Origin of the sequence: Streptomyces sp. NPDC014995, assembly GCF_043080745.1 — a bacterium.
Classification (GTDB): Bacteria; Actinomycetota; Actinomycetes; order Streptomycetales; family Streptomycetaceae; genus Streptomyces.
This window is the reverse complement of the sequence record NZ_JBIBVX010000009.1, coordinates 318,549-342,357: the sequence shown is the minus strand read 5'-3', so window position 1 is coordinate 342,357 and position 23,809 is coordinate 318,549. Positions and strand designations below refer to the sequence as shown.

Annotated in this window: 16 protein-coding genes; 10 read left to right on the top strand and 6 right to left on the bottom strand. The window is 70.3% G+C overall.

The window, feature by feature from the left end; genetic code table 11:
- The 5 genes from mtrB to ACF1A1_RS20470 all read left to right on the top strand — a co-directional run bounded on the left by mtrB (position 1) and on the right by ACF1A1_RS20470 (position 7,239).
- Positions 1-2,061, top strand: a complete 2,061-nt coding sequence (gene mtrB / locus ACF1A1_RS20490) for an MtrAB system histidine kinase MtrB (RefSeq protein ID WP_392001578.1) — start codon at positions 1-3, stop codon at positions 2,059-2,061.
- Positions 2,051-3,883, top strand: coding sequence for an LpqB family beta-propeller domain-containing protein (locus tag ACF1A1_RS20485; RefSeq protein WP_392001577.1), 1,833 nt, complete (start codon positions 2,051-2,053; stop codon positions 3,881-3,883). Before mtrB ends, ACF1A1_RS20485 begins: the two co-directional genes overlap by 11 nt.
- 266 nt (positions 3,884-4,149) lie before the next feature.
- Entirely contained in the window at positions 4,150-5,289 is a 1,140-nt protein-coding gene (locus tag ACF1A1_RS20480) for a ComF family protein (RefSeq protein WP_392001576.1), read from the top strand.
- A 302-nt stretch (positions 5,290-5,591) separates the two neighbouring features.
- Positions 5,592-6,287, top strand: a complete 696-nt coding sequence (hpf, locus tag ACF1A1_RS20475) for a ribosome hibernation-promoting factor, HPF/YfiA family (RefSeq protein ID WP_392001574.1) — start codon at positions 5,592-5,594, stop codon at positions 6,285-6,287.
- Between the two features lie 205 nt (positions 6,288-6,492).
- Positions 6,493-7,239: a response regulator gene (locus tag ACF1A1_RS20470; protein ID WP_389523773.1), complete on the top strand. Its 747-nt coding sequence runs from the start codon at positions 6,493-6,495 to the stop codon at positions 7,237-7,239.
- 11 nt (positions 7,240-7,250) lie between these two features.
- Here ACF1A1_RS20470 and ACF1A1_RS20465 read toward each other — a convergent pair whose 3' ends face one another.
- Together ACF1A1_RS20465 and ACF1A1_RS20460 are read right to left on the bottom strand one after the other, a co-directional pair.
- On the bottom strand, positions 7,251-8,423 hold the full coding sequence (locus ACF1A1_RS20465; protein WP_392001572.1) for a winged helix-turn-helix domain-containing protein: 1,173 nt from the start codon (positions 8,421-8,423) through the stop codon (positions 7,251-7,253).
- A gap of 86 nt (positions 8,424-8,509) precedes the next feature.
- Positions 8,510-9,094, bottom strand: coding sequence for a GNAT family N-acetyltransferase (locus tag ACF1A1_RS20460; protein WP_392001570.1), 585 nt, complete (start codon positions 9,092-9,094; stop codon positions 8,510-8,512).
- A gap of 281 nt (positions 9,095-9,375) precedes the next feature.
- On the opposite strand from ACF1A1_RS20460, the gene secA reads away from it, so the two are divergent.
- Positions 9,376-12,189, top strand: a complete 2,814-nt coding sequence (secA, locus tag ACF1A1_RS20455) for a preprotein translocase subunit SecA (protein WP_392001569.1) — start codon at positions 9,376-9,378, stop codon at positions 12,187-12,189.
- A 66-nt stretch (positions 12,190-12,255) separates the two neighbouring features.
- Here secA and ACF1A1_RS20450 read toward each other — a convergent pair whose 3' ends face one another.
- The gene (locus ACF1A1_RS20450; protein ID WP_392001567.1) at positions 12,256-12,867 is read right to left on the bottom strand and encodes an Rv3235 family protein; all 612 of its coding nucleotides are present in this window, start codon (positions 12,865-12,867) and stop codon (positions 12,256-12,258) included.
- 338 nt (positions 12,868-13,205) lie between these two features.
- Between ACF1A1_RS20450 and ACF1A1_RS20445 the strand changes: the two genes are divergently transcribed.
- On the top strand, positions 13,206-13,721 hold the full coding sequence (locus tag ACF1A1_RS20445) for a DUF6912 family protein (RefSeq protein ID WP_392001566.1): 516 nt from the start codon (positions 13,206-13,208) through the stop codon (positions 13,719-13,721).
- A gap of 88 nt (positions 13,722-13,809) precedes the next feature.
- Positions 13,810-14,469, top strand: a complete 660-nt coding sequence (locus tag ACF1A1_RS20440; protein WP_392001564.1) for an HAD family hydrolase — start codon at positions 13,810-13,812, stop codon at positions 14,467-14,469.
- A gap of 99 nt (positions 14,470-14,568) precedes the next feature.
- On the opposite strand, the gene ACF1A1_RS20435 is transcribed toward ACF1A1_RS20440, so the two are convergent.
- A complete protein-coding gene (locus ACF1A1_RS20435) occupies positions 14,569-15,135 on the bottom strand; it encodes a DJ-1/PfpI family protein (RefSeq protein ID WP_392001562.1) in 567 nt (188 codons plus the stop codon).
- 570 nt (positions 15,136-15,705) lie between these two features.
- Here ACF1A1_RS20435 and ACF1A1_RS20430 point away from each other — a divergent pair.
- Complete coding sequence (locus ACF1A1_RS20430) at positions 15,706-20,649, top strand: NAD-glutamate dehydrogenase (RefSeq protein ID WP_392001560.1); 4,944 nt, start codon at positions 15,706-15,708, stop codon at positions 20,647-20,649.
- Positions 20,650-20,838: 189 nt separating this feature from the next.
- Here the strand turns inward: ACF1A1_RS20430 and ACF1A1_RS20425 are convergent, their stop codons facing one another.
- Entirely contained in the window at positions 20,839-21,678 is an 840-nt protein-coding gene (locus tag ACF1A1_RS20425) for an ABC transporter ATP-binding protein (protein ID WP_392001558.1), read from the bottom strand.
- On the bottom strand, positions 21,671-22,588 hold the full coding sequence (locus tag ACF1A1_RS20420) for an ABC transporter permease (RefSeq protein ID WP_392001557.1): 918 nt from the start codon (positions 22,586-22,588) through the stop codon (positions 21,671-21,673). Before ACF1A1_RS20420 ends, ACF1A1_RS20425 begins: the two co-directional genes overlap by 8 nt.
- A gap of 444 nt (positions 22,589-23,032) precedes the next feature.
- Between ACF1A1_RS20420 and ACF1A1_RS20415 the strand changes: the two genes are divergently transcribed.
- Positions 23,033-23,659 carry a TetR/AcrR family transcriptional regulator gene (locus tag ACF1A1_RS20415; protein ID WP_392001555.1) on the top strand — a complete coding sequence of 209 codons (627 nt, stop codon included), beginning with the start codon at positions 23,033-23,035 and terminating at the stop codon, positions 23,657-23,659.
- Positions 23,660-23,809: the final 150 nt, after the last annotated feature.

Genomic DNA, 23,809 nt, shown 5'->3' with positions numbered 1-23,809 from the left:
ATGTCCGGAGACAGTGCCGCTTCGGCCCCCGGCCGGTCCGGGGCCCGCCCGGAGCGGCCTGTCGGCCGGAAAACGGCGGGCTCCCGCCTCGGGCATCTCTTCGCCGGCGGGCTGCTGCAAGGCGGAATACACAACAGCCCCGTCCTGAGACTGCTGCTGCGCTGGGTACGCCGGCCGCTGCTGCCCGTCATGCGGCTGTGGCGGCGCAACATCCAGCTCAAGGTCGTCGTCACCACCCTGCTGATGTCGCTCGGCGTCGTCCTGCTGCTCGGCTTCGTCGTCATCGGGCAGGTCCGCAACGGGCTGCTCGACGCCAAGGTCAAGGCCTCCCAGAGCCAGGCCACCGGCGGGTTCGCCGTCGCCAAGCAGAAAGCCGACGAAGCGTCCACCGCGGCCGCCGGCGACGGGACCGCCGTGGACGGCCAGTCCTCGCAGAACGTCATCCAATGGATGAGCGAGCTCGTGTCGTCGCTCTCCAGCGGCGGCCAGGGCGCCTTCGACGTCGTGACGCTGCCCATCGGCGACGACAGCGGCGGCGGACGCGGACCGCGCGCCTCCGGCGACGTCAAACCCAACCAGAGCGTCCCAGAGGACCTGCGCGTCCGGATCAACACCAGCACCGGCGCCGCTCAGAGCTACACCCGCATCATCTACGGCAACGACAAGGACTCCCAGCCCGCCCTCGTCATCGGCAAGCAGGTCAACGACCCCAACGGCGACCCCTACGAGCTGTACTACCTCTTCCCGCTCACCCAGGAGGAGAAGTCCCTCAGCCTCGTCAAGGGAACCCTCGCGACCGCCGGGCTCTTCGTCGTCGTACTCCTCGGAGCCATCGCCTGGCTCGTGGTGCGGCAGGTCGTCACGCCCGTACGGATGGCCGCCGGAATCGCCGAGCGGCTGTCCGCCGGACGCCTCCAGGAACGGATGAAGGTCACCGGCGAGGACGACATCGCACGGCTCGGCGAAGCCTTCAACAAGATGGCGCAGAACCTCCAGCTGAAGATCAACCAGCTGGAGGACCTGTCACGGATGCAGCGACGCTTCGTGTCCGACGTGTCGCACGAACTGCGGACACCCCTGACGACCGTACGGATGGCCGCCGACGTCATCCACGAGGCACGCGAGGACTTCGACCCGGTGACCGCGCGGTCCGCGGAACTCCTCGCCGACCAGCTCGACCGCTTCGAATCGCTCCTCGCCGACCTGCTGGAGATCAGCCGCTTCGACGCCGGCGCCGCCGCCCTCGAGGCCGAACCGATCGACCTGCGGGAAGTCGTACGCCGCGTCGTCAGCGGGGCCGCGCCGCTCGCCGAGCGCAAAGGCACGGCCATACGCGTCATCGGCGACCAGCAACCCGTCGTCGCCGAAGCCGACGCACGCCGCGTCGAGCGCGTCCTGCGCAACCTCGTCGTCAACGCCGTCGAACACGGCGACGGCAAGGACGTCGTCGTCAAACTCGCCTCGGCGGGCGGCGCCGTCGCCGTCGCCGTACGCGACTACGGTGTCGGACTCAAACCCGGCGAGGCCACACGCGTCTTCAGCCGCTTCTGGCGGGCCGACCCGGCACGCGCGCGCACCACGGGCGGCACAGGACTGGGACTCTCCATCGCCCTCGAAGACGCCCGACTGCACGGCGGCTGGCTCCAGGCCTGGGGCGAACCCGGCGGCGGCTCACAGTTCCGCCTGACACTGCCCAGGACCGCCGACGAGCCGCTCCGGGGCTCGCCCATACCCCTGGAACCCAAGGACTCGCGCCGCAACCGCGGACTCGACGACGCCGGCCTGCCCCGCGGCACAGGCGAGAAGAGCGCCACCGTGCCCGTACAGTCCGGCGGCGAACCACGCACTCCGCTCGCACCCCGGCTCGCCACGATCGCCCCCACCGCCGACCCCACGGCGCTGCCCGGCAACGGCGCACGCGTCGTGCCCCGCCCCACCTCAGGCGCACGCCGACAGGACGACCCGCCCGCCACGGGCACGACACACGACCACACACCGGACGGGGCGGACGCCACGGCAAACGGCTCGGACGAGCAGGGGGAGGCATTTCGTGGGCGCTGACCGCCAGGGAAGCCACCGGCGCACGCCGGGGCGCGCGACGGCGTACGCCGCCTGTGGCGTCGTACTGCTGGCAGGGTGCGCCTCGATGCCCGACAGCGGAGACCTGCGAGGCGTGGAATCCACTCCACGCCAGGAGACACAGGTGCGGGTGTTCGCGATGCCACCCCGGGAGGACGCACCGCCATCGGAGATCGTCCAAGGCTTCCTCGAAGCGCTGACCAGCGACGACCCCCGCTACTCCACCGCCCGCCAGTACCTCACCACCAAGGCCGCGCAGCGATGGGAGCCCGAGCGCGCCACGACGGTCCTTGCCGACGGACCAGGAACCGAGGCCGACCCGTCCGGCGGCCGCGGGGACGCCGACGACCTCACCTTCACCCTCACCGGCACCAAGATCGCCACCGTCGACGCCCAGCAGTCGTACGCGCCCGCCTCCGGCCCCTACAACCAGACCGTGCACCTCACGCGCGACAAGAAGACCGCACAGTGGCGCATCGACGCACTGCCCCAGGGCGTCGTCATGGGCAAGTCGGACTTCCAACGCAACTACATGTCCGTCAACAAGTACTACTTCGCCTCCGACACCACCGCCGTCGGCTCCGGACAGCCCATGGCCGTCGCCGACCCCGTCTACGTGCGCGAACGCGTCGACCCCATGACCCAGATGGTGCGCTCCCTGCTCAACGGGCCCACCAGCTGGCTGCGGCCCGTCGTCAGATCCAGCTTCCCCACCGGCACGGCGCTGACCAAGGGCGTCACCGCGCTCACCCCCGACGACCAGAACAAACTCACCGTCCCGCTCAACGACAAGGCGGCCCGCATCGGGCACGGCAAGTGCGACGAAATGGCCGCACAGCTGCTGTTCACGCTGCAGAGCCTCACCCCGACCGTCGACGAGGTCGAGCTGCGCGCGGGCGGCAAACAACTGTGCGTCCTCGGCGACGACCGGGTCACGGCCGTGGCCGAACGCGGCGCGGAGACGAGCCCCGACCACCTGTACTTCATCGACGGCCGCCACCGGCTCGTCCGCCGGACGAACGACGGCGGCAGCAGCACGAAAGCCGAAGCCGTCCCCGGAGCACTCGGCGACGGCGGCAAGGCCCTGCGATCCGTGGCCGTCGCCCGCGACGAACACAGCGCCGCCGGCGTCGCCCTCGACGGCAAGGCCCTCTACGTCACCTCCACGGTCGCCGGCAGCCCCCTCGGCACACCCGTCCTGCAGAGCAAGGGCAAGACCGAGACCGACCGGCTCACCACCCCCAGCTGGGACGCCCAGGGCGACCTGTGGATCGCCGACCGCGACCTCGCCGCCCCGCGGCTGCTCCTGCTGGAGAAGGGCGGCGGCCGGCCCATCGACGTCCTCACCCCCGGGCTGGACGGGCGGATCAACGCCGTGCGCGTCGCCGCCGACGGAGTACGGATCGCGCTCGTCGTGGACAAGGGCGGCAAACAGTCCCTGCTCATCGGGCGGATCGAACGGGACACGAGCGCGGAGCAGCCCACCGTCTCCGTCCAGGAACTGCGCTCCGCGACACCCGACCTGGAACAGGTCACCGCCATGTCCTGGGCCGGAGACAGCCGGCTCGTCGTCGTCGGGCGCGAGGCCGGCGGAATCGAGCAGGTGCAGTACGTGCAGTGCGACGGCTCCATCCCCGAAACGGGAACCCTGCCCGGCCTCACCGAGGTGACCAGCATCGCCGCCTCCGAGGACGGCGAGGCCCCCCTCTTCGCCACCTCCAAGGACGGGCTGCTGTGGTTGCCCGGGGGGAGCGGATGGCGGACCTTGAAGGAAGCCGCTTCGGTGGCGTTCTATCCGGGGTGATTTCGCGGACTCGGTGGTCCGGTGGTCCGGTGGTTTTGGGGTTTGGCGGTTTGGCCGTGGTCCGGTGATCCGGTTGGTCGGCGGGGCTGATGTGATTGCTTTCCGCGGCTGACCTGGTTTTTTGCTCGGCTGGGCTGGCTTGTTGCCTCGGCCGACTCGATTGTCCGCGTCGGCCGACCCGTCTTGATCCGTCCTTCCGAGACTTGTCCACAGGCGGTTATCCACAGGGGTGGCCGACCGCTGCCCACAGCGGCACAGTGGTGGGCGTGGAAGGCGTTCGGCGATGGTGGCAGGAGCTCACCGGCCTCGTCCTGCCGGCCGAGTGCGGCGGCTGCGGACGGGCCCGTACGGTGCTCTGCCCCGAGTGCAGCGCCGCACTCTGCGGGACCGCGCCGCGCCGGGTGCGGCCGGTGCCCGAGCCGCCCGGGCTGCCCGCCGTGCACGCGGCGGCCCGGTACGCGGACGAGGTACGGGCCGTGCTGCTGGCCCACAAGGAGCGCGGGGCGCTGGCCCTGGCGCGACCGTTGGGAGTGGCGTTGGCGGGGGCGGTGCGGGTGGGGTTGGGGTTGGGGGAGGTGGGGGAGGGGGAGGGGCCCCCACCCCCCGGACACGTACTCCTCGTCCCCGTCCCCTCCACCCCCCGAGCCGTCCGGGCCCGCGGTCATGACCCCGCCCGTCGTATCGCCCTCGCGGCCGCGGCTGAGCTGCGCAGGGCGGGGGCGTCGGTGCGGGTGGCGGCGGTGTTGCGGCAGCGGCGGGTGGTGGCCGACCAGTCGGGCCTCAACTCGCGCCAGCGGCTGGAGAACCTGGTGGGTGCGCTGGGGGTGGTGCCCGGTGGCGCGCGCGTGTTGCGCGGGGGCCGGGTCGTACTCGTCGACGACCTCGTCACGACGGGTGCCTCGCTCGCGGAGGCGGCGCGTGCGGTGCGGGCGGCGGTGGCGGCAGAGCGGCCCGCCGGGACGGTGGAGACCGAGCGGACCGCCGGAACCCTGGTGGCGGAGCGGATCGCCGGCATGGCGGAGACCGAGCGGCCCGCCCGAACGCTGCCGGAGGAGCGGCCGGCCGGGACGGTCGCGGCCGAGGCTGAGCGGACCGCCCGCATGGCGGAGACCGAGCGGCCCTCCGCCACGGTTCCGGGGACCGGTCGGCCCTCCGGAACCGTGGCGGCCGGGACCGCTGCTGGGGCGGTCGCGTGGACAGAACGTAGTGAAGGTGCGATGGCCGTGTACGGGGGCGTCACTCGGGAAGTCAGAGGGGTACGGCCGTCCGGAGCACGGGAGGGAGGTGCGGGCCGGGTGCCGGCGAGGCCGGTGGGAGCGGGCGGCGCAGGTGAGGTGGTCTGCGCGGCCGTTGTGGCGGCGCCGCCGGACTCTTTCGAAATAAACCGGAACTGGCGGAGAACTTGAGTCGTTGCAGCTAATGAGAGGGCCAATTCACCTGAACGGAGGTACGCCGCAGTAGAGGGTGACGACATCCGTCCGGGCGAGATATGTTCGGTTGTGAGGGAAAGCCGCAGGCCACCCTCGCAATTCCGAATGTCGTGCTGCGGTTTTCGGCAATCACCCGCAGCACCTGGGGTGGAGAGCTCGCCCATGGGGGAGGAGGAGGTGGAAGTCACCGAGTCCGAGGTTCCGGGGCTCACCGGAGCCTGGTGCAAAAGGGAGATGCTCCGCCGTTGATGCGGAGCGATCCGGGAACGGAGTTCTGCGTGGACATCGTCGTCAAGGGCCGCAAGACCGAGGTGCCCGAGCGGTTCCGCAAGCACGTGGCCGAGAAGCTGAAGCTGGAGAAGATCCAGAAGCTCGATGGCAAGGTGATCAGCCTCGACGTCGAGGTGTCCAAGGAGCCCAACCCCCGACAGGCCGACCGGAGCGACCGAGTGGAGATCACGCTCCGCTCCCGCGGTCCGGTGATCCGGGCGGAGGCAGCGGCCAGCGACCCGTACGCGGCACTCGACCTGGCGGCGGAGAAGCTGGACGCCCAGCTGCGCAAGCAGCACGACAAGCGTTACACGCGGCGCGGCGCACGCCGACTCTCGGCAGCGGAGGTCTCGGACCACGTCCCGGGCGTCGCGACCCTCAGCGGCAACGGCCGTCCCATCCCGGCCGAAGAGACCGAAAAGAGCGTGCCCACCAAGAGGATCGGTTCGCTGGAAGTGCAGGGCGACGGACCCCTCGTGGTGCGCGAGAAGACCCACGTCGCCGCCCCGATGACCCTTGACCAGGCCCTCTACGAGATGGAGCTGGTCGGGCACGACTTCTACCTCTTCGTCGACTCCGAGACGAAGGAACCCAGCGTTGTATACCGGCGGCACGCCTACGACTACGGCGTGATCCACCTCAGGACGGACACGATGGTCACGCAGGCGCACGCGCCCGAGGCGGGCGGCGCGCTGGGCGGGTGACCCGGTCCTGGTGACAGCTGAGCAGGTGCCCCTGGAGCGCTTGTGCGCCCCCAGGGGCATCCGTGTGCGACCCCTTCGCGCACCGCTCTGTCACCGCGTTGCCGTCCGGGCATGGAATCATGGCGGCAACGGCTCAACCGGTGGGCCGTTGCCTTGCGTTGGCGATGGCACACGACCACGGCCACAGCCTTCAGGGGGAGGAACGATGGCGGACAGCTTCGGACCGATGCATGACGGGGATGCCGTCGACGGCGTCGTCGGCATGGGCCCGGATGCGGGCACTCCCCGCAAGGAGCCGATCAGAGTCCTTGTGGTGGACGATCACGCCCTGTTCCGTCGGGGACTGGAGATCGTGCTCGCGGCCGAGGAGGACATCCAGGTCGTGGGCGAGGCGGGCGACGGCGCCGAGGCCGTGGACAAGGCGGCCGATCTGCTGCCGGACATCGTGCTGATGGACGTACGGATGCCGAAGCGCGGTGGTATCGAGGCGTGCACGTCCATCAAGGAGGTGGCTCCCAGCGCGAAGATCATCATGTTGACGATCAGCGATGAGGAGGCCGATCTCTATGACGCGATCAAGGCGGGCGCGACGGGATATCTCCTGAAGGAGATCTCCACGGACGAGGTCGCCACGGCGATTCGCGCGGTGGCCGACGGGCAGTCGCAGATCAGTCCTTCGATGGCGTCGAAACTGCTCACCGAGTTCAAGTCGATGATCCAGCGGACCGACGAGCGCCGGCTGGTGCCGGCGCCGCGGTTGACGGACCGTGAGCTGGAAGTGCTCAAGCTCGTCGCCACGGGGATGAACAACCGGGACATCGCCAAGGAGTTGTTCATCTCCGAGAACACCGTGAAGAACCACGTGCGCAACATTCTGGAGAAGTTGCAGTTGCACTCCAGGATGGAGGCGGTGGTGTACGCGATGCGGGAGAAGATCCTCGAGATCCGGTAGCCCGGTCGCGGTCAGGTGAGGGTGCGGGCGATCTCCTTGGTGAGGAGTTCGCGCAGGTGTGGGTCGTCGACGCGTTCCACCCGTATGTCCGTGCAGTCCACCCAGGTCGCGGCCTCGGCAAGGGCCTGCGCGACGGCCGGGACCGCCTTCGGGCCGTCCAGGGTGACCTGCTTGGCGACCAGGGTGCGGCCCTCGCGGGCCGGGTCGACGCGGCCGACGAGCCGGCCGCCGGCCAGTACCGGCATGGCGAAGTAGCCGTGGACCCGCTTCTGCTTGGGGACGTAGGCCTCCAGGCGGTGGGTGAATCCGAAGATGCGTTCGGTGCGGGCCCGTTCCCAGATGAGGGAGTCGAAGGGGGACAGGAGCGTGGTGCGGTGGCGGCCGCGCGGGGGCGTCTGGAGGGCTGCAGGGTCGGCCCAGGCCGGTTTTCCCCAGCCTTCGACGGTGACGGGGACCAGGCCGGAGTCGGCGATCACCGCGTCCACCTGTTCGCCCTTGAGGCGGTGGTAGTCGGCGAGGTCCGCGCGGGTGCCGACGCCGAGGGACTGGCCGGCCAGGCGGACCAGGCGGCGCAGGCATTCGGTGTCGTCGAGTTCGTCGTGCAGGAGGTCGGCCGGGACGGCGCGTTCGGCGAGGTCGTACACGCGTTTCCAGCCGCGGCGTTCGACGCAGACGACCTCGCCGTACATCAGGGCGCGTTCCACGGCGACCTTGGTACCGGACCAGTCCCACCATTCGCTGGTCCTCTTCGCGCCGCCCAACTCGGTGGCGGTGAGGGGGCCCTCTGCGCGGAGCTGTTTGATGACCTGGTCGTAGGTGCCGTCGGGGAGGTGGTGGTTCCAGTGGGGGCGGTTGCGGTAGGCGCGGCGGCGGAAGGCGAAGTGGGGCCATTCCTCGATGGGGAGGATGCAGGCGGCGTGGGACCAGTACTCGAAGGCGTGGGTGCCCTTCCAGTAGGCGTGCTCGACCGTGGTGCGGCCCACGGCTCCCAGGCGGGCGTACGGGATGAGTTCGTGGGAGCGGGCCAGGACGGAGATGGTGTCGAGTTGGACGGCGCCGAGGTGGCGCAGGACGCCGCGGACGCCGGCTCTGCGGTCGGGCGTGCCGAGGAAGCCTTGCGCCCGGAGGGCGATGCGGCGGGCTTCGTCTGCGGAGAGCTCTGCGGTCGGGCGCGCGGTGGTCATGGTGCGCACGATAGGGGGTGGGTCTGACAAGGGGCGGTGAGCTGCGGGTTTGGGGGCGGAGGCGGGGCTGGTCGTTGTGCTCCTGCTCAGGGCTGCGAGGGGGCGGCCGGTGCCGGCAGGTACGGTGCCGCCGACGGCAGGCCCAGGTCCGACGGGAGCAGGGAGCCGACCCAGCAGTCGCGGCGTACTCCCTTGTTGTTGATGGCGGAGCGCAGGGTGCCCTCCAGGGTGAAGCCGGCGTGTTGCGCGACCGCGCGGGAGGCGGTGTTGCCGACTTCGGCGCGCCATTCGACGCGGTCGACGGCGAGGTCGGTGAAGGCCCAGCGGGAGGCGGTGAGGGCGGCCTCGGTGGTGTAGCCGCGGCCGCGGTGTTCCTTGGCGGTCCAGAAGCCGATCTCGGCTGTGCCGAGGGAGCGCATGATGAGGCTGTTGACGCCGACGAGGGTGCCGTCGGGGAGGAAGATGCCGAAGGTGAACATGGAGCTGTTGGCCCAGCCTTCGGGGGCGAGTTCTTCGGTGAAGCTGCGGGCGTGTTCGGGGAGGTAGGGCGAGGGGATGGTGGTCCAGCGCTGGATGTCGGGGTCCTGGGCGGCGGCGTGGACGGCGTCGGCGTCCTGGGGGCCGACCGGGCGCAGGACGAGGCGGTCGGTGGTGAGGGTGACGGGCTGCATCGGCCGATTCTGCGTGGGGGCGCCGCTGGGGCGCCATGTCTTTGCGGTGTGTGAGTGGGTGATCACAATTCGCGCAATTCGTCTGCCGGACGCGGCACCATCCGCGGCACCCGGCCGTTGTCCAGTTCGGAGAACGAAATCGAAGTCGTGGGCGACCGTGTGCGGTCCTCGCCACGCCAGGCCTCCCGGCGTGGCGGGGTCCTCGCATACGATGGCCGTTGCTCAGTAAGTCCAATGGAAACCGACCGTCCCAGGCCCGACCGGCAAGGAGACCAACCCCCGTGTCCGTCCTCTCGAAGATCATGCGTGCAGGCGAAGGCAAGATCCTGCGCAAGCTGCACCGCATCGCGGACCAGGTCAACTCCATCGAAGAGGATTTCGTCGACCTCTCCGACGCCGAGCTGCGGGCCCTCACCGATGAGTACAAGCAGCGGTACGCCGATGGTGAGAGCCTCGACGACCTGTTGCCCGAGGCGTTCGCCACGGTGCGCGAGGCGGCCAAGCGTGTCCTCGGTCAGCGTCACTACGACGTCCAGATGATGGGCGGTGCGGCCCTGCACATGGGTTACGTCGCCGAGATGAAGACCGGTGAGGGCAAGACCCTGGTGGGTACGCTGCCCGCGTATCTGAACGCCATCTCCGGCGACGGCGTCCACCTCATCACGGTCAACGACTACCTGGCCGAGCGCGACTCCGAGATGATGGGCCGCGTCCACAGGTTCCTGGGGCTGAGCGTCGGCTGCATCCTGGCGAACATGACGCCGGCGCAGCGCCGCGAGCAGTACAACTGCGACATCACGTACGGCACGAACAACGAGTTCGGGTTCGACTACCTCCGCGACAACATGGCGTGGTCGAAGGACGAGCTCGTCCAGCGCGGCCACAACTTCGCGATCGTCGACGAGGTCGACTCGATCCTCGTCGACGAGGCCCGTACGCCGCTGATCATCTCCGGTCCGGCCGACCAGGCCACCAAGTGGTACGGCGACTTCGCCAAGCTGGTGACGCGCCTCAAGCGCGGTGAGCCCGGCAACCCGCTGAAGGGTCTCGAGGAGACCGGCGACTACGACGTCGACGAGAAGAAGCGCACGGTCGCCATCCACGAGTCCGGTGTCAGCAAGGTCGAGGACTGGCTGGGCATCGACAACCTCTACGAGTCGGTGAACACGCCGCTGGTGGGCTACCTGAACAACGCCATCAAGGCGAAGGAGCTCTTCAAGAAGGACAAGGACTACGTCGTCATCGACGGCGAAGTCATGATCGTCGACGAGCACACGGGTCGTATCCTCGCCGGCCGCCGTTACAACGAGGGCATGCACCAGGCGATCGAGGCGAAGGAAGGGGTGGACATCAAGGACGAGAACCAGACGCTCGCCACGATCACCCTGCAGAACTTCTTCCGCCTGTACAACAAGCTGTCCGGCATGACCGGTACGGCGATGACCGAGGCCGCCGAGTTCCACCAGATCTACAAGCTCGGTGTCGTCCCGATCCCGACCAACAAGCCGATGATCCGCAAGGACCAGTCGGACCTGATCTACCGCACCGAGGTCGCCAAGTTCGACGCGGTGGTCGACGACATCGCCGAGAAGCACGAGAAGGGCCAGCCGATCCTCGTCGGTACGACGTCGGTCGAGAAGTCCGAGTACCTGTCGCAGCAGCTCAGCAAGCGAGGCATCCAGCACGAGGTGCTCAACGCCAAGCAGCACGAGCGTGAGGCGCAGATCGTCGCCCAGGCCGGCCGCAGGGGCGCCGTGACCGTCGCCACCAACATGGCCGGTCGTGGTACGGACATCAAGCTCGGCGGCAACCCGGAGGACCTCGCCGAGGCGGAGCTGCGTCAGCGTGGCCTCGACCCGGAGGAGCACATCGAGGAGTGGGCCGCGGCCCTTCCGGCCGCCCTGGAGAAGGCCGAGCAGGCCGTCAGGGCGGAGAAGGAGGAGGTCGAGCAGCTCGGCGGCCTGTACGTGCTGGGTACCGAGCGGCACGAGTCGCGTCGTATCGACAACCAGCTGCGGGGTCGTTCCGGCCGTCAGGGTGACCCGGGTGAGTCCCGTTTCTATCTGTCGCTCGGTGACGACCTGATGCGGTTGTTCAAGGCGCAGATGGTCGAGCGTGTGATGTCCATGGCGAACGTGCCGGACGATGTGCCGATCGAGAACAAGATGGTCACGCGCGCGATCGCGTCCGCCCAGTCGCAGGTCGAGCAGCAGAACTTCGAGACGCGGAAGAACGTCCTGAAGTACGACGAGGTCCTCAACCGGCAGCGTGAGGTCATCTACGGTGAGCGGCGCCGCGTCCTGGAGGGTGAGGACCTGCACGAGCAGATCCAGCACTTCATGGACGACACGATCGACGCCTATATCGCCGCGGAGACCGCCGAGGGCTTCGCGGAGGACTGGGACCTGGACCGTCTGTGGGGCGCGTTCAAGCAGCTGTACCCGGTGAAGGTCACCGTCGAGGAGCTGGAGGAGGCGGCGGGTGACCGGGCCGGTCTGACGGCCGAGTTCATCTCGGAGTCCATCAAGGACGACATCCACGAGCAGTACCAGGCGCGTGAGGAGCAGCTCGGCTCCGAGATCATGCGTGAGCTGGAGCGGCGGGTCGTGCTGTCGGTGCTGGACCGCAAGTGGCGCGAGCACCTCTACGAGATGGACTACCTCCAGGAGGGCATCGGCCTGCGCGCGATGGCGCAGAAGGACCCGCTGGTCGAGTACCAGCGTGAGGGCTTCGACATGTTCACCGCGATGATGGACGGCATCAAGGAGGAGTCCGTCGGCTACCTGTTCAACCTGGAGGTCCAGGTGGAGCAGCAGGTCGAGGAGGTTCCGGTCGAGGACGCCGCGCCGGTCGACATGGAGAAGCAGGACGTGGTGCCGGCGCAGGCGAACGGCCGTCCGGAGATCCGTGCCAAGGGGCTGGACGTTCCGCAGCGGCGGAATCTGCACTTCTCGGCGCCGACGGTGGACGGCGAGGGCGGCACCATCGAGGGTGACTTCGACAGTGACGGCGAGCCGGTTCGCTCGGAGGCCGACGGTCTTACGCGCGCGGAGCGGCGCAAGCAGGCGAAGGCCGGGCGGCGCCGCAAGAAGTGAGGCTCCGTAGGGCGTGAGGAGGGCCGGGTCACCCGAGGGTGGTCCGGCCCTTCTGCTTTTCCGGGGTCAGTCCTCCGTCATGGGTGGCCTGCGGGGGCCGCCCAGTTCGACGGCGGTGCAGCGCCAGCGGTGGTCGGTGCCGAGTTCCAGGCGGAAGGCCATCGCGCGCAGGCGGTCGCCGGCACCGATGCGGGCGAAGGCCTCGATGGCGCCGGGGCGGGGCATGTCGTAGCCGATGTCGCGGATGACGGGGCGGGTGCCACGGGTGGTGCGCAGGGGACCGCGTTCGGCGAGGTGTGCCAGGTCGTCGTAGGCGCGGCCGAGGGTGTGGCGGAGCATGGAGTGGACGGGGCGTTGCCCGCTGAGGACGGCGAGGAGGCGGTCGGCGAAGAGGTCGGTGGGGCGGGGGTGGGGGTGCGGGGGCTGGGCGGGGGGCCTGCGGCCCGCGACGGTGGGGGAGCTGGGCCGCGGGGTCGTGCGGGGCGCGGCGGTGGGGGTGCTGGTGGTCGCGGGGCGGTTGTCGGTGGGGCGGGTGCGGGGGGAGCTGCCGGGTGTTCCGGGTGGGCGGCTGCCGTGGGGTGTGGTGCGGGGTGGGGTGCCGGTGGGGCGGCGGGTGTCGCGGCGGCCCGGCGGGCGGGTGCCGGGGGTGTGCTGGGCCCTGGTCATGACCTTGTTCATGGGTGTCCCCGTTCCGTTGGCCCGGCCACTGTTTCTACCGGGCGGTAACTTTCTGTTGCGGATCTTGTACGGGGGCGCGGTCCGTGACGGCAAGCGCGCGGGGAGTCTCTGGAGGGGTCCGGGGAGATTCACCTATCAGGGTGACCGGAGGGCCGGAAACGGCGAGCGGGCGGGCGGGCGCGGGGTGAGGCGGGGGCCGTGGGGTTGACGGGTGCGGGGGGTTCGGCGGGGGCCCGAAAGGGGACTCCCGCACGTATCCTGAAGGCGCTCCGGAGGTGCGGGACCTGCCCTCCCCGGGGCCTCGAGCGGAGTCTCCGACCAGGAAAGAGCGGCCCACCATGCGCGTCTACGTCCCCCTGACCCTCCCCGGTCTCGCCGAGGCGCACAAAACGGGGGAGCTGGGGGCCGGGCCGCTGGTCGCGTACGCCGTCACGCCCGCGCTGCGCGAGTGGTACCTCTCCGACGACATCGAGGAACTGGAGTACGCGGCCCTCGGCCGGGCCGCGCTCGCCTCGCTGCGGCTGCTGGCGGCGGACCCGGGCGCACCGCGCCGCCGGGTCGTGGTCGCCGTGGACGTGCCCGACGGGGCGGCCGTGGCCGATCCGGACCGTGGGCTCGACCCGGCGGCGCTCGGCGAGGTGCGGGTGGCCGGCGCCGTACCGCTGTCCAAGGCGGCCGCGGTGCACGTCGACGCCGGGGACGCGGAGGCGGACGTGGCCGCGGCGGCCCAGGCGCTGCCGGCGGCGGACGGCGGGGACGACGACGCGCAGTTCGTGGTGGACGGCGCCGAGGACCATGAGCTGCTGTGGTTCGCCACGCAGGAGATCCCCAACCTCGTGGGCTCCGGGGACTGAGGCCACCGTCGGCGGCGACCGGCGGCGACCCGTGGGTGTCGGGTCGGCGCTCTCCGGATTGTCAGTGGCGGCGGGTACGTTTACGGGCATGGGGAAGTCGGCGCACATCGTCTGGGACTGGAACGGCACGCTGTTCCACGACAACGACGCGATCATCGGGGCGACGAACGCGGCGTTCGTCGAGTTGGGGCTGGAGCCGATCACGCTGGAGCGGTACCGGGCGCTGTACTGCGTGCCGGTGCCGAAGTTCTACGAGCGGCTGATGGGCAGACTGCCCACCGACGCCGAGTGGGAGGTCATGGACGACGTCTTCCACCGGTACTACGCCGAGCACCGGGTGCGGTGCGCGCTCACCGACGGAGCGGCCGAGCTGCTCGGGCAGTGGCGGTCGGCGGGGCGCAGCCAGTCGCTGCTGAGCATGTACGTGCACGAGGAGCTGGTTCCGCTGGTGCGCGGCTTCGGGATCGAGCCGCACTTCCTCCGGGTCGACGGGCGGACCGGACCGTCCGGGGGCAGCAAGGCGGAGCACATGGTGCGCCACCTCCAGGCGCTGGCCGCGGTCGACCCGCAGCGCACGGTGGTGATCGGGGACGCCGCCGACGACGCGGTGGCGGCGCTGCACGTGGGGGCGCGGGCCGTATTGTACACCGGCGGCTCGCACGGCCGGGCCAGCCTCGAGGAGGTGGGGGTGCCGGTGGTGGACACGCTGGAGGAGGCCGTCGAGGTGGCGGAGGCGATGGCCGCCTGACGTGGGCGCGCGGCCGGTGGGGTGCGACGCCTTCTGGGTGCGGCGACCCCTCGGTGCGACGCCCGTGGGGGCGCCGCACCGAAGCCGGGTACGGGTGGGTCAGGTCGCCGGTGCCTTCGCGCGCAGCACGGTGAGGAAGGCGCGCATCCAGGCCGGGTGGTCCGGCCAGGCGCGCGAGGAGACCAGGGTGCCGTCGACCACCGCCTCGGTGTCCTGGAAGGTGGCGCCGGCGGTCTGCATGTCGAGTTCCAGCGCCGGGTACGCCGTGACGCGGCGGCCGCGCAGGCTGTCGGTGGCGGCGGTGAGGAGGGGGCCGTGACAGATCTGGGCGACCGGCTTGTCCGCGTCGAAGAACGACTTGAGGATCTTGCGGAGTTCGGGATCGTTGCGCAGGTACTCGGGGGCGCGTCCCCCGGGGATGACCACGGCGGCGTACTGGCCGGGGTCGACCTCGGAGAAGGCCAGGTCGGCGGGCCAGGTGTAGCCGGGTTTCTCGGTGTAGGTGTCGAAGCCGGGTTCGAAGTCGTGGACGACGAACCGGAGCTGTTTGCGGGCGGGGGCCGCGATGTGGACGTCGTAGCCCTCCTCGCGGAGGCGCTGGTAGGGGTAGAGGACCTCCAGGGACTCCGCTGCGTCGCCGGTGACGATGAGGATCTTCGCGGTCATGTCGGGCGGCTCCTCTCGGGCGGGCGCTCTTCCAGCAACGTGCCTCTTGGGGGCGGCCCTGCCAAGAGGTGGGTGCTTTCAGAGTGCCCGCGGGCGGGGCTCACGTCGACTTTTCCCTTCACACACCATCCCGCTCCCCGCCTCTGTGCAGAACGTCAAACTTCCACCCCCTGTTTTGTACACATACGGCTCATGACGGGCCCCCGGTCGGGAGCGATAGCCTTGGTGGCGTGATCAGCGCGATATCCCGCGGGGGCGCTGTGGCCCCTGCCCCGCGCCCGGTGACCGCGGACGACATCCGTGGCCGGGCGGCAGTCGCTGATCCTCGCGGGCGGGCCGGGGTCGCAAGGGCCCCCAGGACGCCGTACACACCCCCGGAGCAGGCGGCGCCGAGAGCGGCGTCACACCCCGGGGTGGCGTCGAGAATGGCTGATAACCCCCCGCTCATCTCACCTTGCGGCATAGCGTCGGAGCAGACCGGAGACCCCGCGTCACGGCGTTACGTCACAGGAGAAGAGACCGTACTTTCTTCTACGTCACGCAACGGCGCGCGACAGGAGCCAGAGGACAATGCAGACCAAGCTGGACGAAGCCAAGGCCGAGCTGCTCGAGAGGGCGGCCCGGGTCGCTGAGAACAGCCCGGTCGGGGGGCACCTACCGACCGGGACGACGGGCGAGGGCACTCCGGGGATCCCGGACCACGACTCCGTGCTCTCGTTCCTCCAGCGCTACTACCTGCACACCGCCCCGGAAGACCTCACCGACCGCGACCCGGTCGACATCTTCGGAGCCGCCTTCTCCCACTACCGGCTGGCCGAGAACCGGCCGCAGGGCACCGCGAACGTGCGCGTCCACACCCCGACCGTCGAGGAGAACGGCTGGACGTGCAGCCACTCCGTCGTCGAGGTCGTCACCGACGACATGCCCTTCCTGGTCGACTCGGTGACGAACGAGCTGACCCGGCAGGGGCGGGGCATCCACCTCGTCGTCCACCCGCAGGTCGTGGTCCGCCGCGACGTCACCGGCAAGCTCATCGACGTGCTCGCCGCGGCACCCTCCGCCGGCCTCCCGCACGACGCGCACGTCGAGTCGTGGATCCACGTCGAGATGGACCGCGAGACCGACCGCGCCGACCTCAAGCAGATCACCGCCGACCTGCTGCGCGTCCTGTCCGACGTCCGCGAGGCCGTCGAGGACTGGGAGAAGATGCGGGACGCGGCCCTGCGCATCGCCGACCGGCTCGAGGACGAGCCCGTCCCCCGCGACCTCGCCCCGCCGGAGGTGGGGGAGGCCCGCGAGCTGCTGCGCTGGCTGGCCGCCGACCACTTCACCTTCCTCGGCTACCGGGAGTACCAGCTGCGGGAGGACGACTCCCTGGCCGCCGTCCCCGGCACCGGCCTCGGCATCCTGCGCTCCGACCCGCACCACGCCGACGGCGACAGCCACCCCGTCAGCCCCTCCTTCGAGCGGCTCCCGGCCGACGCCCGCGCCAAGGCGCGCGAGCACAAGCTGCTGGTGCTGACCAAGGCCAACAGCCGGGCCACCGTGCACCGGCCGTCCTACCTCGACTACGTCGGCGTCAAGAAGTTCGACGCGGACGGCAACGTCGTCGGGGAACGGCGCTTCCTCGGCCTGTTCTCCTCCGCCGCCTACACCGAGTCCGTGCTGCGCGTGCCGGTCGTCCGGCGCAAGGTCGACGAGGTACTGGAGGGCGCCGGCTTCTCGCCCAACAGCCATGACGGGCGCGACCTGCTCCAGATCATGGAGACCTACCCGCGCGACGAGCTGTTCCAGACGCCGGTCGACGAACTCCGGTCCATCGTCACGTCCGTCCTCTACCTGCAGGAGCGCAGGCGGCTCCGCCTCTACCTGCGGCAGGACGAGTACGGCCGCTACTACTCCGCGCTTGTCTACCTGCCCCGCGACCGCTACACCACCGGCGTCCGGCTGCGGATCATCGACATCCTCAAGGAGGAACTGGGCGGCATCAGCGTCGACTTCACCGCCTGGAACACCGAGTCGATCCTCTCCCGCCTGCACTTCGTCGTCCGCGTCCCGCAGGGCACCGAACTGCCGGAGCTGTCCGACAGCGACAAGGAGCGCATCGAGGCCCGGCTGGTCGAGGCGGCCCGCTCCTGGGCCGACGCGTTCTCCGAGGCGCTCAACGCCGAACTCGGCGAGGAACGGGCCGCGGAACTGCTGCGCCGTTACAGCAACGCCTTCCCCGAGGGCTACAAGGCCGACCACACCCCGCGCTCCGCGGTCGCCGACCTCGTCCACCTCGAACGGCTCGACGAGGAGCGGAACTTCGCCCTCAGCCTGTACGAGCCGGTCGGCGCCGGCCCCGACGAGCGCCGCTTCAAGATCTACCGCAGGGGTGACGCGATCTCCCTGTCGGCCGTGCTGCCGGTCCTCAACCGCCTCGGCGTCGAGGTCATCGACGAGCGTCCGTACGAGCTGCGCCGCGCCGACCGCAGCGTCGCCTGGATCTACGACTTCGGCCTGCGCATCCCCCGCTCCCTGGGCGGCGGCAACGGCGACCACCTCGGCGACGACGGGCGCGAGCGGTTCCAGGAGGCGTTCGCCGCGACCTGGACCGGGAAGGCGGAGAACGACGGCTTCAACGCCCTCGTGCTGGGCGCCGGGCTGACCTGGCGGCAGGCGATGGTGCTGCGCGCGTACGCCAAGTACCTGCGGCAGGCCGGTTCCACCTTCAGCCAGGACTACATGGAGGACACCCTCCGCACGAACGTCCACACCACGCGGCTGCTGGTGTCGCTGTTCGAGGCGCGGATGTCGCCGGAACGGCAGCGCGCCGGCCACGAGATCGTCGACGCCCTCCTGGAGGAGCTGGACGCCGCCCTCGACCAGGTGGCCTCGCTCGACGAGGACCGGATCCTGCGGTCCTTCCTCACCGTCATCAAGGCGACCCTGCGCACCAACTTCTTCCAGAAGGCCGCGGACGGCACGCCGCACGCCTACGTCTCCATGAAGTTCGACCCGCAGGCCATCCCCGACCTGCCGGCGCCGCGCCCCGCCTTCGAGATCTGGGTGTACTCGCCCCGGGTCGAGGGCGTGCACCTCAGGTTCGGGAAGGTCGCGCGCGGTGGTCTGCGCTGGTCCGACCGGCGTGAGGACTTCCGCACCGAGATCCTCGGCCTGGTCAAGGCGCAGATGGTGAAGAACACCGTCATCGTGCCGGTCGGCGCCAAGGGCGGTTTCGTCGCCAAGCAGCTGCCCGACCCGGGCGTGGACCGCGACGCGTGGATGGCCGAGGGCATCGCCAGCTACAAGACGTTCATCTCCGCGCTGCTCGACATCACCGACAACATGGTCGCCGGTGAGGTCGTGCCCCCGGCGGACGTGGTCCGGCACGACGAGGACGACACCTACCTGGTGGTCGCCGCCGACAAGGGCACGGCGACGTTCTCCGACATCGCCAACGAGGTCGCGCAGTCGTACGACTTCTGGCTCGGGGACGCCTTCGCCTCCGGCGGCTCCGCCGGCTACGACCACAAGGGCATGGGCATCACCGCCCGCGGCGCGTGGGAGTCCGTCAAGCGGCACTTCCGGGAGCTGGGCGTGAACACGCAGGCCGAGGACTTCACGGTCGTCGGCGTCGGCGACATGTCCGGCGACGTGTTCGGCAACGGCATGCTGCTCAGCGAGCACATCCGGCTGGTCGCCGCCTTCGACCACCGGCACATTTTCATCGACCCGCGCCCCGACGCGGCGACCTCGTACGCCGAGCGCCGCCGTCTGTTCGAACTGCCGCGTTCCAGCTGGGCCGACTACGACACCGCGCTGCTGTCGGCGGGCGGTGGCGTCTTCCCCCGTACGGCGAAGGCGATCCCGGTCAACTCGCACATCCGCGAGGCCCTCGGCATCGAGGCGGGCGTCACCAAGCTGACCCCGGCCGACCTGATGAAGGCCATCCTCAAGGCGCCGGTGGACCTGCTGTGGAACGGCGGCATCGGCACGTACGTGAAGTCGTCCACGGAGTCCCACGCCGACGTCGGCGACAAGGCGAACGACGCCATCCGCGTCGACGGCGCCGACCTGCGCGTCAAGGTCGTCGGCGAGGGCGGCAACCTGGGCCTGACCCAGCTCGGCCGGATCGAGTTCGCCCGCGGCGGCGGCAAGATCAACACGGACGCCATCGACAACAGCGCGGGCGTGGACACCTCCGACCACGAGGTGAACATCAAGATCCTGCTCAACGGCCTGGTCGCCGACGGCGACATGACCGTCAAGCAGCGCAACAAGCTGCTCGCCGAGATGACCGACGAGGTCGGCCGGCTCGTCCTGCGCAACAACTACGCGCAGAACACGGCCATCGCCAACGCCCTCGCCCAGTCCAAGGACATGCTCCACGCCCAGCAGCGCTACATGCGCCACCTGGTCCGCACGGGCCGCCTCGACCGGGCGCTGGAGTTCCTGCCCACCGACCGCCAGATCCGCGAGCGCCTCGGCGCCGGCCAGGGCCTGACCGGCCCGGAGACGGCCGTGCTGCTGGCGTACACCAAGATCACGGTGTCGGACGAGCTGCTGCACACCTCACTGCCCGACGACCCCTACCTGCGCGGGCTGCTGTACGCGTACTTCCCGACGGCGCTGCGCGAGCAGTTCGCCGAGCAGATCGAGCACCACCCGCTGCGCCGCGAGATCACCACGACCGTCCTGGTCAACGACACCGTCAACACCGGCGGCACGACCTACCTGCACCGGCTGCGGGAGGAGACCGGCGCCTCGCTGGAGGAGATCGTGCGGGCGCAGACCGCGGCCCGGACGATCTTCCGCTCGGCGCCCGTGTGGGACGCGGTGGAGGCCCTCGACAACCAGGTCGAGGCCGCCGTCCAGACCCGCATCCGTCTCCACTCGCGCCGCCTGGTCGAGCGAGGCACGCGCTGGCTGCTCAACAACCGGCCGCAGCCGATCCTGATCGCCGAGACCGTCGACTTCTTCGCCGACCGCGTCGAACAGGTCTGGTCGCAGCTGACGAAGCTGCTGCGCGGCGCTGACCTGGAGTGGTGGCAGCAGATCTACGACGAGCTGACCGGCGCCGGCGTCCCCGACGAGGTCGCCACGCGGGTCGCCGGGTTCTCGTCGGCCTTCCCGGCGCTCGACATCGTGTCGGTGGCCGACCGCATGGGCAAGGACCCGCTGGACGTCGCCGAGGTGTACTACGACCTCGCCGACCGTCTGCACATCACGCAGCTCATGGACCGCATCATCGAGCTGCCGCGCGCCGACCGCTGGCAGTCGATGGCCCGTGCCTCCATCCGCGAGGACCTGTACGCGGCCCACGCGGCGCTGACCGCGGACGTCCTGGCCGTCGGCAACGGCTCCTCGACCCCCGAGCAGCGCTTCAAGGCCTGGGAGCAGAGGAACGCGGCGATCCTGGGGCGGGCGCGCGCCACGCTGGAGGAGATCCAGGGGTCGGAGACGTTCGACCTGGCCAACCTGTCGGTGGCGATGCGGACGATGCGGACGCTGCTGCGGACGCATTCGTAGCGAACAGACCCAGGGCAGTAAGGAACAGGCCCAGGGCGTAGGCACGCGGAGGGGCGCCCCCCGAGGCATCGGGGGGCGCCCTCTTGCGTGAGTGCGCCACTTCAGGCAGCCGGGTTCAGCGGGCTGCCGTGGGCGGATCTCGGGTGGCCGGCTCGAGCGGGTTCTCGGGTGGCCGGCTCGAGCGGCTTCTCAGGCGGCCGGCTGCGGGCGCGGCTTCTTCTTCGGCTTGTCGCCGGTGAACGCCTCGTAGGCCTGCATGACCTCCTCCGTCGGGCCGTCCATGCGCAGCTCGCCGCGCTCGAGCCACAGCACCCGGTCGCAGGTGTCGCGGATCGCGGCGTTGCTGTGGCTGACCAGGAAGACCGTGCCCGCGTGCGCGCGCATCTCCTGGATGCGCTCCGCCGAACGCGCCTGGAACCTCGCGTCACCGGTGGACAGCGCCTCGTCGATGAGCAGGACGTCGTGGTCCTTGGCGGCCGCGATGGAGAAGCGCAGGCGGGAGCCCATGCCGGAGGAGTAGGTGCGCATCGGCAGGGAGATGAAGTCGCCCTTCTCGTTGATGCCGGAGAAGTCGACGATCTCCTGGTAGCGCTCCCTGATCTGCTCCCGGGACATGCCCATCGCCAGGCCGCCGAGATGGACGTTGCGCTCGCCGGTCAGGTCGCCCATGAGGGCCGCGTTGACGCCGAGGAGGGAGGGCTGGCCGTCGGTGTAGATCTTGCCGCGCTCCACCGGCAGCAGGCCGGCGACCGCCTTGAGCAGCGTCGACTTGCCGGATCCGTTGGTGCCGATCAGGCCGATCGCCTCGCCCTTGTAGGCGACGAAGGAGACGTTCTTGACCGCGTGCACCGTGCGCACGCCCGCCGCCTTCTCGGCCTGCTTGCGGCGCAGGATGCGGTTCAGCGCCGCGGTCGCGGAGCCGCGGCCGGCGCCGGTGCCGTTGATCCGGTAGACGATGTCGACGCCGTCCGCGACGACGGTGGGGATCGGCTCGTCGGTCGGCTCGGTGAGCCCTGTGTTGTCAGCCACGGCCGTACGTCTCCTCAGCCTTCCAGAAGTAGATGAAACCGCCGACGCCGACGAGCAGGGCCCAGCCGGTCGCCCAGGCCCAGACGTGCGGGGGCAGCTGGCGCGCGGTGAACGTGTCGATCAGCGCGAAGCGCATCAGGTCGATGTAGACGGCCGCCGGGTTGGCCCGCAGCAGGTCGCCGACCCAGGCCGGCAGGTCGCTGTGCTTGCTGAGCAGGTTGTCGATGCTCCACATCACGCCCGAGATGTACATCCAGGTGCGCAGGACGAACGGCATCAGCTGGGCGATGTCCGGCGTCTCCGCCCCGAGGCGCGCCAGGATCATCGAGACGCCCGCGTTGAAGACGAACTGGAGCACCAGGGCGGGCACCGCCAGCAGCCAGGAGGGCGCGGGCGGAACGCCGACGCAGAGCAGGATGATCACCAGCGCGGCCATCGAGAACAGCAGCTGCTGGAGCTGTTGCAGACAGAACGAGATCGGCAGCGCGGCACGCGGGAAGTGCAGGGCCCGCACCAGACCGATGTTGCCGGAGATCGCCCGGGTGCCCGCCATGATCGAACTCTGCGTGAACGTCCACACGAACACGCCCGTGACCAGGAACGGGATGAAGTCCGCCACGCCCTTCTTGGTCTCCAGCAGGACACCGAAGATGAAGTAGTACACCGCCGCGTTCAGCAGCGGGGTCATGACCTGCCAGACCTGGCCGAGCTTCGCCTGGCTGTACTGCGCGGTGAGCTTGGCGGTGGCGAACGCGCTGATGAAGTGGCGGCGCGCCCACAGCCGGCGGATGTACTCGGGCAGGGACGGGCGGGCGCCGCTGACCGAGAGGCCGTGCCGGGCCGCGAGGGCCGCGAGGTCTTCGTGGACCACTGGCCGCGTCTGGGGCGGTGTGCTGAGGACCTGGCTCACATCCGCTGCTTTCACTCGGGGGGAGGGGGTGTGCGTGAGGCCGGCCGCCGTCGGACGGCGTTTCCTTACGCTTCTCTTGACGTTTTCTTACGTCGGGACGGGACCGTATCGTCGCAACGTGAGCGTAGGCCGATCGGGCGTCGGAACGCAACCGTTTCGTCGTCGCGGCGGCGGGGTTTCGTCGCGGCGCCGAGACCTCCCCCGCCGCGAGGACGGGACCGTTTCCGCCGCCGGGGCGAGACCGTCCCGGCGAGGAGGCGGGACCTTCTCCGTGGGCCTTCTTCGTGGTCGAGGCGAGATCTTCTTCGTCGTGGAGGCGAGATCTCTTCGTGGTGCAGTCGCGACGTTTTCCGTCGTGGAGACCGGGACCTTGTTCGTCGCGGAGGCGCGCGACCTTTTCGTGGGGACGGGTCCGTATCGTCGCAACGCCCTATGCTGGTCCGCATGACGACGAACGCCGACGGGCCCCAGACGCGTCCGCGCCGCCGGACCCCCGCGGGAGCGGCCGTGCTCCGGGAGGATGTGACGGAAGCCATCCGGGCGGCCGTCTTCGAGGAACTGGCGACCGTCGGCTACGCCCGGATGTCCATCGAGGGCATCGCCCGGCGGGCCGGAGTGGGAAAGACCGCGGTGTACCGGCGCTGGCGCTCCAAGCTGCACCTCGTCCTGGACATCGTCTCGGCGATCGCCGTGCAGGGCCTGCCCGCGCCGGAGACGGGGAGCCTGGAGGGCGACCTGCGGGTGCTGTACGAGGTGACGTCCCGGGCGCTGCGCCATCCGGTGGCCTCGCAGATCATCCCGGACCTCCAGGCCGAGGCGGCCCGCAACCCCGAGATCGCCGAGGCGATGCAGAAGACGCTGCGGGACGGGCAGGAGGGGGTCGCCCTGAAGATCGTGGCGGCGGCGAGGCAGCGCGGCGAGGTCGGCGAGGACCTGGACCGCGAACTGGCCCTCGACCTGATCTCGGGTCCGCTCTACTGGCGTTCGGTGGTGATCCGCAGCCCGAAGCTGCCCAAGAGGTACCTGGACGCGCTGGCCCGGGCGACGGCCGAGGCGATCAAGGCGCTCTGAGTCCGGCTGCCCGGCCGCCGCGCCCCCACCCGCGCCCCCACCCGCGTCTGCGCCGGCGACCCCTGCCGCGTCATCTGCCGTCGTCTTCTGGCGCGCTCCCGCAGGGGATCTCCTCTGCGCCGTCCCCTCGCGCGTCCCCCGTGCGACGCC